Source organism: Novosphingobium meiothermophilum (assembly GCF_003171715.1).
Classification (GTDB): Bacteria; Pseudomonadota; Alphaproteobacteria; order Sphingomonadales; family Sphingomonadaceae; genus Novosphingobium; species Novosphingobium meiothermophilum.
Genome location: NZ_QGHL01000008.1, coordinates 96,778 through 112,727 on the forward strand (window position 1 = coordinate 96,778; position 15,950 = coordinate 112,727).

The window sequence follows — 15,950 nt, forward strand, 5'->3', positions numbered from 1 at the left end:
AACCGCGCGGTTGGCGCGCGCCCGCAACAAGCATCAGTCGAACGTGATGGCGACTTTCGCCTGACGGAATCCGGCCAGCCTGAGCGGGCCTTCGAGATTGAGCCGGATCGCCTCGCGCGCAGCCCCTTGCGCCAGTTCGATCATCTTCGCGTCGATGGCGGCGATGCGCACCTTGCTGGCGGCCTGAAGGCTGTTGGCACGTGTCAGCTTTTCCTGGGCATCGTTCGTCACCCACAGGCCGTTGCGCAGATATTCGGCGCGCGCTTCGTCGAGCTGGGGCTCGTCGATGCCGATCTTCGGCAGCCTGACCGACAGGGTCTGGCTGGCCGCGTCCCACGCCAGCCGGTCCGCACCAACCTTTTCGAGATCGACGTAGTAGCGCACCGTGGCGGGGATTACGGCCACCTGCCGCGAACTGACCAGACCGAAGACGCGCGTGTCATCGTTCTTGGCAATCGGCGCGAATTGCGCTGTCAGGACCACCAGCTTGTTGTGATGCCTGAACGAGACCAGCCCGGTTGCAATGGGATCGACGATGGTTTCGGCCTTGTGCGCCCGCCAGCCGAAATAGGCCGCAGCGGCCAGCGCCGCCACAAAAAGCACCCACGGCAGGCGGGCCGATCGCGATGGCGAAACGGTGGCCGGATCGCGGGTCATGACGCCATCATCCAGCGCTCGTCCGCCATCCGCACCCGGCCCTGACGTTCAAGATCGATCAGGTGCGCCAGCACCGAACGTCCGGCCGCGCCGTGCAGGCGCGCGTCCAGCCCCCTGTACATGGCGCTTACGAACTCGCCGATGGCATGAGGGCCGCCGTCTTCGAGAAGGCGCAGGATCTGGCGTTCGCGCTGGCGCCGGTGGCCCAGCATGCCGCGCACGAGCTGGCGCGGATTGTCGATCTGCGGCCCATGCGCCGGATAGAGCACGCGGTCCTCGCGGTCGTGCAGCTTCTGGAGGCTGGCCATGTAGGCGGCCATGTCGCCATCGGGCGGCGAGACGACCGAGGTGGACCAGCCCATGACATGATCGCCCGTGAACAGCGCGCCGCTTTCGACCACGCTGTAGCAAAGGTGATTGCTGGTGTGTCCCGGCGTTGCCACGGCTTCGAGCGTCCAGCCATCGCCGGCAATGCGTTCGCCATCGGCCAGCACCCGGTCGGGCGCGTAATCAGCATCGAAGGCGGCATCGGCGCGCGGGCCGTCATCGTCCATCGCAAGCGCGGCGCACCCAATGATCGGCGCGCCGGTGGCCGCCTGTAACGGGCGCGAGGCGGGACTGTGATCGCGGTGGGTGTGCGTGCAGACGATGGCAATGACCTTCGCATCGCCCACGGCGGCAAGGATCGCTTCGAGATGACCCTGGCTTTCAGAGCCGGCCACATGGTCCATGCCGTAGGGGCCGGGATCGATCACGGCGACATCGCTGCCCGCACCGACGATGTAGGTCTGGGTGCCGGTGAAGGTATAGGGCGAGGGATTGGGAGCCAGCACCCGCCGGACGAGCGGTTCAAGCTGTTCGGCGCGGCCCACGGGCCATTCGCTGCGGTCGGGTATGGGGGGCATCTGAGCCATGACCTGCGGTATGGGGATTGCGGGCCTGCCATGCAACCGCCCGAAAACTGACAGGTCCGCTCACGCCGCACTTCCTGACAGGGCAGGTCAGGCCGCGTTCGGTGCTTCGCCGACCGAACGCGCCAGCCTTTCGCGAAGGCGTTCCACCGCGCTTGCCCCGCCCGTCGCAGGTTGGGCGCGCCATGCCTGTTCAAGCCGCTGGATACGTTCGTAGAGACGCTCGCTTTCGTGCACCAGCGCCTGCGCATCATCCGGCAGGCCCGCCACGAGCGCTGAATCGCTGGCTGGAAAATTGGCGATCAGGCGTCCGTGGCGGCGCAGTTGCAGCTCGGAAAGCTCTCCAGCGAAGTGGGCACGGTGATTGAGCAGCCAGGCAAGGCAGTGCATGACCCGCGTGGTCGTGCGCAGCGCCTCGCAGCTTACCTGCACCCGGCGCAGATCGCCGTCGCCGGTTTCGTCATGGCTTGCCGTGATATCCTGGCGCAGCGTTTCAAAGCGCGCGCGCACGGCTTCGGCAAGGCCAAGGGCTTCGGCATAGAGCGCTTCGACGATGCGCGGGTTCAGGCTGGGCAGCAGAGCCATGAACAGCGCATAAGCCCGAAGGATGGCATTCGCCAACAGGCATTGCGCACAATGGCTTGTCCCAATTCATGATCGTTTCTTAACGGGACAGGCCAGCCGTTACCGAAACCTTAAAAATACCTTTATAAATCATGCGATTATATCTGGTATGAGGTAGTCCTCGATCATCGCGATCTGGTCTTTCAGCAGCAATTTCCGCTTTTTCAGACGGGCGATCTGCAGCTGGTCGTGCGCGCCTGCCGAAGTGAGCGCATCGATAGCGGCATCAAGGTCGCGGTGCTCGATCGTCAGCGCCGCCAGCCGCTTGCGCATTTCCTCTTCGGTCACGTTAAGCTCTGCTCCTCTTACGGTCGAACCCGTAAACCGGCACGGTCCGGCGCGGTTTGGCTTGCAAGATACGGCGATTGTGGGAGCATGACAACGCGCCGCCGGAACGAGTCGGGGGGATAGTTTCATCACCCCTGCCGCAAGGGCGGCTGCCGCAGTTGGGGGCATCACCCTGAAGGAGGAAAACGCATGGAATCGACGCATATCAGCGCACTCCAGATGAAGCACGCCGGGCTTGAAAAGCAGATCCAGACAGAGATGTCCCGGCCCCTCCCCGATGAAGCGCTGGTAGCCCAACTCAAGCGCAAGAAGCTGAGGATCAAGGAAGAGCTTGCCCGTCTGCACTGAGGGCCTTGATCCATCCGAGGGCCTGCGATGGCCCTTGCGTCGCATGACAGCTACGCATGACGGCTATCACGTGGAGCCGCCCGCCAAGGGCGGCTCTTCTGCATTGGGGCTGGCCCTGCATCAGGCGCGGCGAATTGCGCGGCACCGCGTGCCGCGGTGTGATGCGCGCCAGTGATGCCGACTCTTCCACTTCGGTCTTCGCGCCACATTCCCAAATGCTCCGCAGTGGGCTAATCCTTGGCTCATGCTCAGCGCCGTAAAGTCCGCCCGACAGATCCTGACCTCCCTGCATGAGGTCATGGCCTCGCGCGCCGGAGCGCAGGCCAAGCTGAACCAGATCGTCGAAGTGATCGGCGAGAACCTCGATTCCGAGGTCTGCTCGATCTATCTCCTGCGCGAAGGGATGCTGGAACTTTTCGCCACGCGCGGCCTCAATCAGGCGGCGGTCCACGTTACCCGGCTGGCCGTGGGCGAAGGTCTGGTCGGCACGATTGCGGGCAATGTCGAAACGCTGAACCTGGCCGAAGCGGCCGCCCACCCCGATTTTGCCTTCAGGCCCGAAACCGGCGAGGAAAAGTTCCATTCCTTTGCGGGCGTTCCCATTGTGCGGCGCGAACGCGCGGTGGGCGTGGTGGCGGTGCAGCATGTCGAGCCGCGCCGCTATGAAGAGGTGGAGATCGAGGCGCTTCAGACCGTGGCGATGGTCCTGTCCGAGCTTATCGCCAATGCCGAGCTGATCGATGGCGACGAGGTGCTGGGCGTGCCCGCGCATCTTACCGGGCCTGACCGGCTCAAGGGCCTGACGCTGGTGAAGGGTCTTGCCAGCGGGGTGGCCGTGTTCCACCAGCCGCGCGTCACCATCGAACACGTCGTGGCCGAAGATACCGAGGCCGAGCGCCAGCGCGTCTATCTGGCCTTCGACAAGATGCGCGAACAGATCGACCGAATGGCGAGCCAGGCCGAGTTCGGTGTTGGCGGAGAGCACGAGGAAGTGCTCGAAACCTACCGCATGTTCGCCTACGACGAGGGCTGGTCGCGCCGCATCAACGAGGCGATCGATTCCGGGCTGACCGCGGAAGCCGCGATCGAGCGTGTCCAGCAGCGCACCCGGATGCGCATGCGCCAGATCGACGATCCGCTGCTGGCTGACCGGATGCACGATCTGGAAGATCTGTCGAACCGGCTCCTGCGCATTGTTTCAGGCCAGCTGGGCACGGCTGCCAGCATGGGCCTGAAGGGCGATGCCATCCTGATTGCGCGCAACCTTGGCCCGGCAGAGCTGCTCGAATACGACCGCAGGCGACTGAAGGGCGTGATCCTTGAAGAAGGCTCGCTCACCTCGCACGTGGTCATCGTGGCGCGCGCCATGGGCATCCCCGTGATCGGGCGGCTGCGCGCACTGCGCGGCAAGGTGCGCGAAGGCGACCAGTTGCTGCTTGACGGCGATCAGGGCGTGGTCGACGTGCGTCCGGCGCCCTCGCTGGTCGAGGCGTTCGAGGCCCGCTTTGCCCGCAACCGCGAACGGCAGGCGCAATATGCCAAGATGCGCGACGTGGAGCCGTTCACCCGCGACGGCACGCGCATCAGCGTGATGATGAACGCGGGCCTGCGCGACGATACGCCGATGCTGGGCTTGACGGGTGCCGACGGCATCGGCCTGTTCCGCACCGAGTTCCAGTTCCTCGTCTCGGCAACGCTGCCCTCGCGCGAGCGGCAGACCCGGCTCTACCGTGATGTGATGGAGGCGGCGGGCGACCGGCCGGTAGTGTTCCGCACCGTGGACATCGGCGGTGACAAGGTTCTGCCCTATCTGCGCCACAATGACGGCGAGGCCGAGGAGAACCCCGCCATGGGCTGGCGCGCGCTGCGCGTGGCGCTTGAGCGCGACGGCCTGCTCAAGGTTCAGGCGCGGGCCTTGCTCGAAGCGGCGGGGGGGCGCACGCTCCATGTCATGTTCCCGATGGTGACGGAGCCGTGGGAGTTCGATGCGGCCAAGGCCGTTTTCGACGGGCAGCTTGCCTTCCTGCGCAAGCAGAAGAAGCTCCTGCCCGAAGCCATCCGTTATGGCGCGATGCTGGAAGTGCCGGCACTGGCCGAAACGCTTGATCTGCTGGCGCCGCGTCTGTCGTTCCTATCGATCGGCACCAATGATCTCACGCAGTTCCTGTTTGCTGCCGATCGCGCCAATCCCAAGCTGGCCGAACGCTATGACTGGCTCAGCCCCGCGATCCTGCGTTTCCTGCGCCGGGTGGTGAACACGCTTGCGCCGTTCGGCACCGATGTGACGGTCTGCGGCGAAATGGGAGGTAGGCGGCTTGAGGCGCTGGCCTTGCTGGGCCTTGGCATCACCCGCCTGTCGATCACCCCGGCGGCGGTCGGCCCGGTCAAGGAACTGGTGCGCAAGGTGGATGTCAATGAAATCCGCACCGCCATGTCGGGCTGGCTGTCGGAACCTCCCGAAGATCTGCGCGCCACCCTGTCCGAATGGGCGGCAGAGCGCGGGATCGAGTGCGACTGACGCCCTTCGGCAGGCAATTTGCCGCCGAAATGCGCCATTTCCTGCGGAATTGCATTGACATTCGCGGGATTGCCGCGAACCCTTAACAAAGGGTTGCAATGCAAGCTTTGCACAACATTGCAAGAATATGAGAATGGGAGTCGCGTCCTTGGCTGAAGCCGACGGTCTGCAGGATATTTCCAACGACGATTCCGTGGCAGTTCCTGCGGGCGAGCCGGCAAGGCCCTCGGTTGCAGAAACCCTGCGCGCTGCCCGCGAGGCGGCCGGGCTCGACATCAAGCAGCTCTCGGCGCTGACGCGCGTTACCTCGCGCCATCTTGAAGCGCTCGAAAGTGGCGATCTTTCAACCCTGCCGGGTCGGCCCTATGCGCTCGGCTTTGCGCGCAGCTATGCTCGCGCGGTCGGCCTGGACGAAAAGGCGATCGGCGAGGCCATGCGCGCCGAACTGGATCGGCTGGCCCCGGCCCCGGTCGAAAGGGTCATAAACCAGTTCGAGGTGGGCGATCCCGCCAAGACACCTTCGCGGCTGACCGCGTGGCTTGCGGCGGTGCTGGTGCTTGCCATCGCGCTGGGCGGGCTGGTGTTCTGGCGCAGCTACTACTTGCCCTCGGCGGAACTTCCCGCGCTGATCGGCCCGCAGGCATCGCAGGCAGCCCCGGCAAAGCCCGCGCCCGCCCCCGCCCCCGCCCCCGCACCGGCGCCCGCAGGGCCGGTGGTGTTCACCGCCACCGAGGACCGGATCTGGGTGAAGTTCTACGACGGTCAGGGCCAGCAGCTTCTCCAGAAACAGCTTGCCATGGGCGAAAGCTGGACCGTGCCCGAACAGGCTCAGAACCCGATGGTATGGACGGGAAGGCCCGATGCCCTCACGATCACGATCGGAGGGCAGCCGGTTCCCCGGCTTGCCGAAAAGGAAGGTATCGTGAAGGACGTTCAGGTGAGCGCCGCCGCGCTGCTGGCCCGTGCCGCAGCGCCCGCCGCCGGTGTGCCAGCGGCATCGACATCGGCACAAGCACCGGCAGCAGCCGCGTTGCAGGGGCAGACGGCCGCGGCCCCGCGCGCGAACCCGGTCCGCCGGGCGCCGCCGCGCGCTAATCCTGCGCCCGACGGGGCTGCGGGCGCAGCCGTGCCCGCAGGCGGATCGGCGGCCGCGCCATCTGCCGAAAGCGCACCTCCTTCCACCGCTTTGGACTGACGCCATCTCGACTTGCCCGCAAGGCTGGGGCATTCACGGGGGCGCAATGAAACGTGCCGCAATGCGCCAGTCGTGCGCGCATTGTGCATTACGGGAACGACGATGATCTTGAACTTCCGCGGCGCAGTTGCGCTTGGCGTCCTTGCTCTTGGCATTGCAGGTCCGGCAGTTCTGCCGGTCATGGCGCAGTCCGCCACGACCCGAACCACCACCACTGCCCAGACCGATCCTGAGTTGCGCCTGCGCCGCATGGAAGCGGAAATCCGCGCCCTTCAGCGCAAGGTCTTCCCCGATGGCGCGGGCAAGACCTTCGTTCCCGAAATCACGCCTGGCCAGCCTGCCGCCGCTCCGGCAGGCGCGCCCGCCTCTTCGGCAGTGACGGACATTCTTGCCCGGCTCGATGCGGTTGAGGCCCAGATGATGCGACTGACCGCGCAGGTCGAGGAAGGACAGAACCGCACCGCACGGCTGGAAGAGCGGCTGACGCGGCTTGAGGCAGCGGCAACCCCGCCCGAACCCGTTGCCGTGCCGTCTGCCGCGCCCGCTCCGACTGCTGCCAGCGCCCCGGCAGGCGTCCGGCCCGCAGCGACGGGCGCGCAGGCCCCGGCGGCAGCGCAGACAGCCGCGCCAAAGCCCGCGCAGCCTTCTGCGGCACGGGTTGCGGCTGTTCAGGCGATTGAAAAGCCCGCAACCGCCGATGCCGGGCTTGACGAATACACCTATGGCTTCCGCCTGTGGGAGGCCAAGTTCTATCCCGAAGCGCAGCAGCAGTTGCAGATCTATGTTGATCGCTATCCGCGCCACAACATGATCAGCTACGGGCGCAACCTGCTGGGCCGGGCATGGCTTGACGATGGCAAGCCGGGCACGGCGGCGCAGTTCTTCCTCCAGAATTATCTTGCCGACAAGAAGGGCGCGCGGGCGGCCGACAGCCTGCTCTATCTCGGCATTGCCATGGTGCGTCTGAAGGACACTGAGAAGGCTTGCGGCGCTTTTGCCGAGTTTGCTGCCACCTATCCGGCCGAAGCGGCAGGGCGGCTGAAGAGCCAGTATGATGCCGCGCGCGCGTCGGTGAAGTGCAAGTGACCGGATGATGTGCGGGCAGATGAAGGAACGGGATCAATGGAGCCGGAGATAGGCTGAAGGCTGCCGCCGCGCGCTTTGCCGCGCAGTGGCAGGCGCTTGCCCCGGAAGGCCCTGTAGGTCTGGCGGTTTCGGGCGGGGCGGACAGCCTCGCGCTCATGCTCCTCATGCAAGAAGTTGCGCCGCGCAACTTTCGCGTCGCGACGGTCGATCACGGTTTGCGCCCTGAAAGCGCAGGCGAAGCGGCCATGGTTGGTGCGCACTGCGCCCGACTTGGCATTGCGCACCAGACGTTGAAGGTCTCGCTGACGAAGGGCGCGGCCATTCAGGAGCGCGCGCGCGCGGCGCGCTATGGCGCTTTGGGCGGATGGTGCGAACGCGAAGGGCTGGCCGCGCTGGTCACGGCGCATCATGCCGACGATCAGGCGGAAACCATGGTCATGCGCCTCAATCGCGGGGCGGGGCTACGCGGGCTTGCCGCCATGCGCGCCGTGGCGCCGGTGCCGGGGGTGGGCGGCCATCGATCGATCCGCCTGCCGCTGATCCGTCCGCTGCTGTCGTGGCGGCGGGCCGAGCTGGCCGGGTTGGTGCAGGCTGCGGGGCTGGTCGCGGTCGATGATCCCTCCAACCGCGATCCGCGCCATGAGCGGGTGCGCATCCGTGACGCCATGACATCGGCCGCGCTGTTCGATTGCAACGGCATGGCCGCCAGTGCGGCGCACCTTGCCGATGCCGATGCCGCGCTCGAATGGATGGCGGACCGCCTCTGGGCCGAGGTTGCGGCGGAGACGGACGCAGGGCAGGCGATTGAACTTGCCTGTCCCGTCGATCTGCCGACGGCGCTGTGCCTGCGCCTGCTGGAGCGGGTGCTGGCGCGGTTCGGCGCGCCGCCACCGCGCGGGGCCGAACTGGCGCGATGGCGCACGGCGATGGCGGCTGGCGGGGTGGCGACGCTTGGCGGGGTGAAGGGAGATGCCCGGCGGGGCATCTGGCGCTTTACCCGCGCGCCCGCGCATCGCCGCTGATGATACGTTCGCCTGACGATCCTTTCCCTTCCGATTCGCCCTTCCCTTCCCATGCGGCAGAGGGTTTGCGCCTTCGGGACAGGTCGAGGAAAAAGGGGAGCGTCCTTATATTGCGATTCACCCAGTCCGGCCTACATTGAGCCAAGCGAATGCGGCGCATCAGGCGGCGCGAACCGGAAAGACCCGCGATGAACGATGATTCCCCTCAGGGCAACCCGTGGATGAAGAGCCTCCTTGTGTGGGGCGGTATCTTCCTTGCGCTTCTGCTGGTTGTCTCGATGTTCGGTTCGCGCGTCGAACAGGCATCGACAACCATCCCCTATTCGGCGTTCCGTTCGCAGGTGGCCGAAGGGCTGGTCCGGTCGGTGGAAATCGCCCCGGATCGCATCGTCGGCACCATGAAGAACGGGGGGCAGTTCACCACCATTCCCGTGCCCGGCGATTCCGATCTGCCGCGCCTGTTGCAGGACAATGGGGTGCAATACGCGGGCAAGGCGGCCGAACAGCCCAACATGCTGATGTGGATCATCGCCAATTCGCTGCCGTTCCTGCTGATTCTGGGCGTGGCCTTCTTCGCGCTGCGCCAGATGCAGAAGGGCGGCGGTTCGGGCGCGATGGGATTTGGCAAGTCCAAGGCCAAGCTCCTGACCGAGCGTTCGGGCCGCGTCACCTTCGATGATGTGGCCGGGATCGACGAAGCGCGCGAGGAGTTGCAGGAAATCGTCGAGTTCCTGCGCGATCCGTCGCGCTTCTCCAAGCTGGGTGGGCAGATCCCCAAGGGTGCGCTGCTGGTCGGCAGCCCCGGCACGGGCAAGACCCTGCTGGCGCGCGCCATCGCGGGCGAGGCGGGCGTGCCATTCTTCACCATTTCCGGCTCGGACTTCGTGGAAATGTTCGTTGGCGTGGGCGCAAGCCGCGTGCGCGACATGTTCGAACAGGCCAAGAAGAACGCGCCCTGCATCGTCTTCATCGACGAAATCGACGCGGTGGGCCGTCATCGCGGCCACGGCCTCGGCAATTCGAACGACGAGCGCGAGCAGACGCTGAACCAGCTTCTGGTCGAGATGGACGGCTTCGAGGCCAACGAGGGCATCATCATCATCGCCGCCACCAACCGGCCCGATGTGCTTGACCCGGCGCTGCTGCGTCCCGGCCGGTTCGACCGCCAGGTCGTCGTGCCGATCCCCGATATCGATGGCCGTGAGAAGATCTTGTCGGTTCACATGAAGAAGGTGCCGCTGGCGCCTGACGTGAACCCGCGCGTCATTGCGCGCGGCACGCCCGGTTTTTCGGGTGCGGATCTTGCCAATCTTGTCAACGAGGCAGCGCTTCTGGCCGCGCGGCGCAACAAGCGGCTTGTGGCCATGCAGGAGTTCGAGGACGCCAAGGACAAGGTCATGATGGGGGCGGAGCGCCGCTCGATGGTCATGACCGAAGACGAGAAGAAGATGACCGCCTATCACGAGGCGGGCCATGCCATCGTCTCGGTGTTCGAGCCTGCTTCCGATCCGATCCACAAGGCCACGATCATCCCGCGCGGGCGCGCGCTGGGCATGGTCATGCGCCTGCCCGAACGCGACAGCTATTCCTACCACCGCGACAAGATGCACGCGAACCTTTCGGTGGCCATGGGTGGCCGCGTGGCCGAGGAAATCATCTTCGGCCATGACAAGGTGTCGTCGGGCGCGTCCTCGGACATCCAGTATGCCACCTCGCTGGCGCGCTCGATGGTCACGAAGTGGGGCATGTCGGACAAGCTCGGTCCGCTCCAGTATGAGGATCAGCAGGAAGGCTATCTGGGCATGGGCGGTTCGCAGCGCCTGTTCGTCTCGGACGAGACCAACAAGCTGATCGACAGCGAGATCCGCGCGCTTGTCGATGGCGCCCATGCCCGCGCGACCGAACTTTTGAAGACCAACGAGGACAAGCTGCATCTTCTGGCGCAGGCGCTGCTCGAATACGAGACGCTGACCGGCGAGGAGATCAAGGAACTGCTCGACAACGGCAGGATCGACCGGCCCCGGAACAATGGCGGTTCGCCGCGCCCGGTGGCCGCGCATGGCTCTGCCGTGCCGCGCGCCGGACGCAAGTTCGGCGGCCCGGCCAGCCCGCAGCCGGCCTGAAACGGTCTTGCTGGCAAGCAGCAAAGCGGGGCGGGGGCAATCTCCCGCCCCTTTTTTCGCGTGCTGCATGTGCGGCGGAAGGCGCTGAATCGGGCCGGTTTCACCCAAGATTAACCTTGTCCGTGCAGTCCGGTGCCAAAGAGGCTATGGGGCTGGCAGGCTACAGGACGCAAGGTGTTCACAGCGCGCGATCAGATGGTGGCGCTCGCGGGGGCGGGCGGGGGGAGCAGCTTCGGCCTGCGCACCACACCGCCGCGCGCGCGCAGTGCCGCCGCGCCCCTGCCTCCGCACCGGCGCAGCGCAGCCATCGCCGCGCTGGAAAGGCTCTGGCGTGCACGGATGGTGCCGGTCGAACGCTGGTTCGCCAAAGCCGATCTGGTCCCCGATCTGGCCGAGGATGTAGGCAGCGCGCGCTGGTTCCGGGGCTTTGCCACGATGCTCGGCCTGGGTGCCGCCGCCGTGCTGATGTTGCCCGATTTCGCACCCTTGCAGGCCGCGCCGACCAGCGTGCTTGATGATGCGGCGCTGGCCGAACTGCGTGTGCAGGGTATCCGCCCGCTGGCGCTGGGGGCCGACAACGGCCGCCGCATGAACCCCACGGCTGCGGTGATCCCGCTGGCGGCTGCGCCCGAACGGCCCAGCATCGATCTTGTTGCCACTTTGGGTGCGGGCGACAGTTTTCCGCGCATGCTGCAACGCGCGGGGCTTGCCTCAGCCGATATCGTGCGCGTGCTTGATCTGGTTGGCGCGCAAGTGAAGCCGGGCACGATCCCGGCAGGCACGCGCTTCAACATCCGTCTTGGAGCGCGCAGCAGCCCGGCGCAGCCCCGCCCGCTGGAAGCGCTTTCGTTCCGTCCCCGCTTCGACCTCGCGCTTGAGGTGAAGCGCAGCGGCGGTGGCCTTTTGCTGGTGGCGAACGCCATTCCCGTCGATACGGCGCCGCTGCGCATTCGCGGCATCGTGGGGCCCAGCCTGTACCGTTCGGCACGCGCAGCCGGCGCCCCTCCTGCCACGGTGCAGGATTACCTGCGCACCATCGACGAGCACATGGCCTTCGAGGAAATCGCGCCGGGCGACGAGTTCGATCTGGTCTTTGCCAACCGGCGCGCCGCCGATGGCCAGCAGCAGCCGGGCGACCTCATCTATGCCGGGGTGGTCCGCGCCGGAAAGCCGCTGCTGCAATTGCTGCGCTGGGGCAATGACGGCGCGTTCTATTCGCCGCAGGGCATGGCCGAAGGGGCGGAGCAGACCGAAAGTTTCCTTGGTGCTCCGGTCAACGGGCACATCACATCGTATTACGGCGCAAGGCGGCACCCGATTCTGGGCTACGTGCGAATGCATGCCGGGGTGGATTTTGCCGCCGGGTGGGGCGCGCCCGTCTATGCCGCAACCGATGGGCGGGTCAGCTTTGCCGGGTGGCACGGCGGACACGGCAATTTCGTGCGGCTTGACCACGGCGGCGGCATCGGCACCGGCTATGCCCACATGAGCCGCATTGCCGTGGCCCCCGGCATGGCCGTGCGGCGCGGACAGGTTATCGGCTATGTCGGCTCTACGGGCCTTTCCACCGGCGCGCACCTGCATTACGAGATGTATCGCGGCGGCCAGACGGTGAACCCGCTTTCGTTTGGCGCAATCACTCGCCGCGCCACGGTTGATCCGGCCCAATTGGCCGCTTTCCGGGCCAAGTTGGCGCAGGTTACGGCCATTCCGGCGGCAAGGCTGCGCTGACGCCGGCGAATTGCGGCGCCGGGGGATGGCCGGTCCAGAGTAGTGGTCCGCGCACAAGGATTGCAGATGGCCCGGCCACTCGCTACGCCAGCGAGTGATGACACGCTATCCGCTGACTCGCCTGCGCCGCACCCGTGCAACGGCATGGAGCCGCGCCCTGCATCGTGAAGTGCAGGTAACGCCCGCCGATCTCATCTGGCCGCTGTTCGTGACCGAGGGAACCGGGGTTGAAGAGCCGATCGGCTCGCTTCCCGGTGTTTCGCGCTGGTCGGTCGATGGCATCGTGGCGCGGGCCAAGGAAGCCGTGGCACTGGGCATTCCCTGCCTCGCGCTGTTTCCCAATACCCAGCCCGAACGGCGCAGCGAGGACGGCAGGGAAGCGCTCAACCCCGATAACCTGATGTGCCGTGCGATCCGAGCGATCAAGCAGGCTTGCGGCGATGATATCGGCGTGCTCACCGATGTCGCGCTCGATCCCTATACCAGCCATGGGCAGGACGGGCTGATCGATGCTGAAGGCTATGTCCTCAACGATGCCACGGTCGAAGTGCTGGTCGGGCAGAGCCTCAATCAGGCCGCTGCCGGAGCCGATGTGATTGCCCCGTCCGACATGATGGACGGCCGCGTGGGCGCAATCCGCGAGGCGCTGGAAACCGAAGGCCACGCCAATGTCCAGATCATGGCCTATGCGGCCAAGTATGCCTCGGCGTTTTATGGCCCGTTCCGCGATGCAGTGGGGTCCAGCGGGCTGCTGAAAGGCAACAAGAAGACCTACCAGATGGACCCGGCCAATGCCGAGGAAGCCCTTCGCGAGGTGGAGATGGACCTTGCCGAGGGCGCCGACAGCGTGATGGTCAAGCCCGGTCTGCCCTATCTTGATGTGGTCATGCGGGTGAAGGAAGCCTTTGCGGTGCCCGTATTCGCCTATCAGGTCAGCGGCGAATACGCGATGATCGAGGCGGCTGTCGCGGCAGGCGCGGCCGACCGCAACGCCATGGTTCTGGAAACGCTGCTGGCGTTCAAGCGCGCGGGATGTTCCGGCGTGCTGACTTATCACGCGGCTCACGCCGCCCGCCTCATGGGAGCCTGATTCCTGCAATGACCCGCGCTGATGTTTCGATCATTCCCTTTGGCGGCAAGACCCCGCGCATTCACGAAAGCGCCTTCATCGCGCCGGGCTGCCGGATTATCGGCGATGTCGAGATCGGGCCGGACGTGTCCATCTGGTATAACTGCGTCCTGCGCGGCGATGTGAACTTCATCCGCATCGGTGCGCGCACCAACATCCAGGACGGCAGCGTGATCCATGTTGACAGTCCTGCCCCCGGAAAGCCGGAAGGCTATCCCACGATCATCGGCGAGGACGTGCTGGTGGGCCATCTGGCCATGGTTCACGGCTGCGTGATCGAGGATCGCGGTTTCGTGGGGCTGGGCGCCATCGTGATGAGCGGCGCGCATATCGAAAGCGACGGGATGCTGGCGGCGGGCGCCATGCTGACGGGCGGCAAGCGCGTGCTTTCCCGCCAGTTGTGGAGCGGCCGCCCGGCCAGCTACATGCGCGATCTCAACGATGCGGCCATCACCGAGATGCAACGCGGCGTGCAGCACTATGTGCGCAACGGGCAGGCGCACAAGCTGGCGGTGAACGCAGGTCACTGAGCCTTGGCACGGCCGAGGACACAACTGCCGGAACCGCACTGTCTGCGCGCCATGGCCGATGGCGATGGCCGCCTTGCCGTGCGAGTGACGCCGGGCGCGAAAAGCGAAGCCATCGCGATCGAGGACGGGCGTGTTGTCGTGAAGGTCAGGGCCAAGCCGGAGGATGGCAAGGCAACCGCCGCGGTGCTCCAGCTCGTTGCCCGCGCCCTTGAAGTTGCGCCATCGCAGGTGGAAATGTTGCGCGGCGCAACTTCGCGCGAGAAGCTTCTGCGCATTCCCCTGTCGTGACGGGTTTCGGACCCTAGCCTTTTGCGCGCTTGCTCCGCCAGCCCCCCGGTCTAGGTGTGGGCCTCGCAAGAGAGAGGATAGCGACATGACCGGACCATTGGCAGGCAGGACGGCGCTCGTGACGGGCGGATCGCGCGGGATCGGTCGGGCCATAGCCCGAAGGCTGGCCGCAGACGGAGCGCGCGTGGCGATCAATTACCGCCACGATGCGGCCGCCGCGCAGGAGGTTGTCGATGCCATAGTGGCCTCAGGCGGCAGCGGCTTTGCGCTTCAGGCCGATGTCAGCGATCAGGCGCAGATCGAGGAGATGTTCGCTCAGTTCGATGCACAGGCCGATGGCCTCGACATCCTTGTCAACAATGCCGGGATCGGCATGATGGCAACGCTGGCCCAGACCGATGCCGACACGTTCGACCGGCAGATGGCCGTGAACGCCAAGGGGCCGTTCCTTGTCACGAAAGCCGCACTTTTGCGCATCCGCGACGGCGGACGCATCATCAACCTGTCGTCCATGGTGGCGCAGGTGGCTTATGCTTCGTGCATTGCCTATGCCATGAGCAAGGCGGCGGTGAACCACTTCACCCTATCGCTCGCCGCGGAACTGGGCGCGCGGGGGATCACCGTCAACGCGGTGGCGCCGGGAGCCACGATCACCGACTTTGCGCCCGACCTGTTCAATGATCCGGCAACGGTGCAGTATCTGGCAGGCATGGCGGCGCTGGGCCGGGTAGGGCAGCCCGATGACATCGCACGCGTGGTTGCCATGCTGGCCGGGCCGGATGGCGCATGGATCACCGGCCAGGTGATCGAGGCTTCGGGCGGGATGCATCTCTAGCGCGTTCTCGAACTGCACTTCATTCGGGCGGAAGGCGCAGGGCCACGGCCACCATCGCCGCCGCCCAGGCCGAGGCCATGCCGAGGCTTGCCAGCGGTGCGCGGTCCTGAACAAACGCGCCCAGAACCGCGCCTGCCAGCAGTCCGCCCCACAGCAAGGCCCATGACAGCGCCGCCGAGGCATCGCGCTTGCCGCCAAGCAGGCGGGCAATGCCGATGCCCAGCTTCACCAGTGCGCCGGTCATGTAGGTGAGGCCCACCGCCACTTCGCCATCGCGCTGGAAGGTGTTGTTGAGCGCGCCCATGGCGAGCACCAGCGCGGCCATCATCACCACGGGCCATTGCAGCACCTGCCCCGCTGCGGCGATTGCCAGCAGCGCCGCAACCAGCGCCAGCACTGCAACCTTGCGCCAGCGCCCGGCGCGTTCGACCAGCAGCGCCCCTCCAGCCACGCCCGCGACGAATCCTGCGATCAGCAGCGCGGGCACCAGCGCATCGCGCACGGATGTGCCCAGCGCGACACCGAGCCGGGTTGTGTTGCCCGACATGAAGGACACGAAATAGCCATGGCCGACGATGAAGCCCACGGCATCGACAAAGCCTGCCAGAGCTGCAAGCGCGGCGGCAAAGAGGCGGCGCTGTTGGTCGGAAAGAATCACGCGCCGG

The 15,950-nt window shown here is 66.1% G+C and carries 17 protein-coding genes; 12 read left to right on the forward strand and 5 right to left on the reverse strand.

Going from position 1 to position 15,950, the window contains the following annotated elements:
• Positions 1–33: 33 nt before the first annotated feature.
• The 4 genes from DKM43_RS09005 to DKM43_RS09020 all read right to left on the reverse strand — a co-directional run bounded on the left by DKM43_RS09005 (position 34) and on the right by DKM43_RS09020 (position 2,480).
• Complete coding sequence (locus DKM43_RS09005; protein WP_109798175.1) at positions 34–657, reverse strand: DUF4230 domain-containing protein; 624 nt, start codon at positions 655–657, stop codon at positions 34–36.
• Positions 654–1,571: an MBL fold metallo-hydrolase gene (locus tag DKM43_RS09010; protein WP_407938488.1), complete on the reverse strand. Its 918-nt coding sequence runs from the start codon at positions 1,569–1,571 to the stop codon at positions 654–656. The genes DKM43_RS09005 and DKM43_RS09010 overlap by 4 nt, the downstream gene beginning before the upstream one ends.
• A gap of 87 nt (positions 1,572–1,658) precedes the next feature.
• Positions 1,659–2,153 (reverse strand): DUF1465 family protein, encoded by a 495-nt coding sequence (locus DKM43_RS09015; RefSeq protein ID WP_201739819.1) that lies wholly within the window; start codon positions 2,151–2,153, stop codon positions 1,659–1,661.
• A gap of 129 nt (positions 2,154–2,282) precedes the next feature.
• Positions 2,283–2,480 (reverse strand): YdcH family protein, encoded by a 198-nt coding sequence (locus tag DKM43_RS09020; RefSeq protein WP_109798176.1) that lies wholly within the window; start codon positions 2,478–2,480, stop codon positions 2,283–2,285.
• Positions 2,481–2,669: 189 nt separating this feature from the next.
• Between DKM43_RS09020 and DKM43_RS09025 the strand changes: the two genes are divergently transcribed.
• The 12 genes from DKM43_RS09025 (at position 2,670) to DKM43_RS09075 (ending at position 15,285) form a co-directional block, all read left to right on the forward strand.
• On the forward strand, positions 2,670–2,828 hold the full coding sequence (locus DKM43_RS09025) for a YdcH family protein (protein WP_109798177.1): 159 nt from the start codon (positions 2,670–2,672) through the stop codon (positions 2,826–2,828).
• 43 nt (positions 2,829–2,871) lie between these two features.
• A complete protein-coding gene (locus tag DKM43_RS16760; protein WP_269089610.1) occupies positions 2,872–3,003 on the forward strand; it encodes a hypothetical protein in 132 nt (43 codons plus the stop codon).
• A gap of 69 nt (positions 3,004–3,072) precedes the next feature.
• Positions 3,073–5,346 (forward strand): phosphoenolpyruvate--protein phosphotransferase, encoded by a 2,274-nt coding sequence (ptsP, locus tag DKM43_RS09030; RefSeq protein ID WP_109798178.1) that lies wholly within the window; start codon positions 3,073–3,075, stop codon positions 5,344–5,346.
• A gap of 148 nt (positions 5,347–5,494) precedes the next feature.
• Positions 5,495–6,541 carry a helix-turn-helix domain-containing protein gene (locus DKM43_RS09035; protein ID WP_109798179.1) on the forward strand — a complete coding sequence of 349 codons (1,047 nt, stop codon included), beginning with the start codon at positions 5,495–5,497 and terminating at the stop codon, positions 6,539–6,541.
• A 102-nt stretch (positions 6,542–6,643) separates the two neighbouring features.
• Complete coding sequence (locus DKM43_RS09040) at positions 6,644–7,627, forward strand: tetratricopeptide repeat protein (RefSeq protein ID WP_109798180.1); 984 nt, start codon at positions 6,644–6,646, stop codon at positions 7,625–7,627.
• A gap of 53 nt (positions 7,628–7,680) precedes the next feature.
• Positions 7,681–8,649, forward strand: a complete 969-nt coding sequence (gene tilS / locus DKM43_RS09045; RefSeq protein ID WP_269089616.1) for a tRNA lysidine(34) synthetase TilS — start codon at positions 7,681–7,683, stop codon at positions 8,647–8,649.
• 188 nt (positions 8,650–8,837) lie between these two features.
• Positions 8,838–10,772 carry an ATP-dependent zinc metalloprotease FtsH gene (ftsH, locus tag DKM43_RS09050; protein WP_109798448.1) on the forward strand — a complete coding sequence of 645 codons (1,935 nt, stop codon included), beginning with the start codon at positions 8,838–8,840 and terminating at the stop codon, positions 10,770–10,772.
• A gap of 174 nt (positions 10,773–10,946) precedes the next feature.
• Complete coding sequence (locus tag DKM43_RS09055) at positions 10,947–12,503, forward strand: M23 family metallopeptidase (RefSeq protein WP_236632481.1); 1,557 nt, start codon at positions 10,947–10,949, stop codon at positions 12,501–12,503.
• A 97-nt stretch (positions 12,504–12,600) separates the two neighbouring features.
• The gene (gene hemB, locus DKM43_RS09060; protein WP_109798182.1) at positions 12,601–13,593 is read left to right on the forward strand and encodes a porphobilinogen synthase; all 993 of its coding nucleotides are present in this window, start codon (positions 12,601–12,603) and stop codon (positions 13,591–13,593) included.
• A gap of 8 nt (positions 13,594–13,601) precedes the next feature.
• Entirely contained in the window at positions 13,602–14,162 is a 561-nt protein-coding gene (locus DKM43_RS09065; protein WP_109798183.1) for a gamma carbonic anhydrase family protein, read from the forward strand.
• Positions 14,163–14,165: 3 nt separating this feature from the next.
• Positions 14,166–14,450, forward strand: a complete 285-nt coding sequence (locus DKM43_RS09070; protein WP_109798184.1) for a DUF167 domain-containing protein — start codon at positions 14,166–14,168, stop codon at positions 14,448–14,450.
• Positions 14,451–14,535: 85 nt separating this feature from the next.
• On the forward strand, positions 14,536–15,285 hold the full coding sequence (locus tag DKM43_RS09075) for an SDR family NAD(P)-dependent oxidoreductase (protein WP_109798185.1): 750 nt from the start codon (positions 14,536–14,538) through the stop codon (positions 15,283–15,285).
• A 19-nt stretch (positions 15,286–15,304) separates the two neighbouring features.
• Here the strand turns inward: DKM43_RS09075 and DKM43_RS09080 are convergent, their stop codons facing one another.
• Positions 15,305–15,943 (reverse strand): YoaK family protein, encoded by a 639-nt coding sequence (locus DKM43_RS09080; RefSeq protein ID WP_109798186.1) that lies wholly within the window; start codon positions 15,941–15,943, stop codon positions 15,305–15,307.
• Between the last annotated feature and the right edge of the window lie 7 nt (positions 15,944–15,950).

Bases quoted from the DNA above. Each gene is read 5' to 3' on its own strand.
- DKM43_RS09005 (WP_109798175.1), bottom strand. From the start codon at position 657: ATGACCCGCGATCCGGCCACCGTTTCGCCATCGCGATCGGCCCGCCTG.
- DKM43_RS09010 (WP_407938488.1), bottom strand. From the start codon at position 1,571: ATGGCTCAGATGCCCCCCATACCCGACCGCAGCGAATGGCCCGTGGGC.
- DKM43_RS09015 (WP_201739819.1), bottom strand. From the start codon at position 2,153: ATGGCTCTGCTGCCCAGCCTGAACCCGCGCATCGTCGAAGCGCTCTAT.
- DKM43_RS09025 (WP_109798177.1), top strand. From the start codon at position 2,670: ATGGAATCGACGCATATCAGCGCACTCCAGATGAAGCACGCCGGGCTT.
- DKM43_RS16760 (WP_269089610.1), top strand. From the start codon at position 2,872: ATGACAGCTACGCATGACGGCTATCACGTGGAGCCGCCCGCCAAGGGC.
- ptsP (WP_109798178.1), top strand. From the start codon at position 3,073: ATGCTCAGCGCCGTAAAGTCCGCCCGACAGATCCTGACCTCCCTGCAT.
- DKM43_RS09040 (WP_109798180.1), top strand. From the start codon at position 6,644: ATGATCTTGAACTTCCGCGGCGCAGTTGCGCTTGGCGTCCTTGCTCTT.
- ftsH (WP_109798448.1), top strand. From the start codon at position 8,838: ATGAACGATGATTCCCCTCAGGGCAACCCGTGGATGAAGAGCCTCCTT.
- hemB (WP_109798182.1), top strand. From the start codon at position 12,601: ATGACACGCTATCCGCTGACTCGCCTGCGCCGCACCCGTGCAACGGCA.
- DKM43_RS09065 (WP_109798183.1), top strand. From the start codon at position 13,602: ATGACCCGCGCTGATGTTTCGATCATTCCCTTTGGCGGCAAGACCCCG.
- DKM43_RS09075 (WP_109798185.1), top strand. From the start codon at position 14,536: ATGACCGGACCATTGGCAGGCAGGACGGCGCTCGTGACGGGCGGATCG.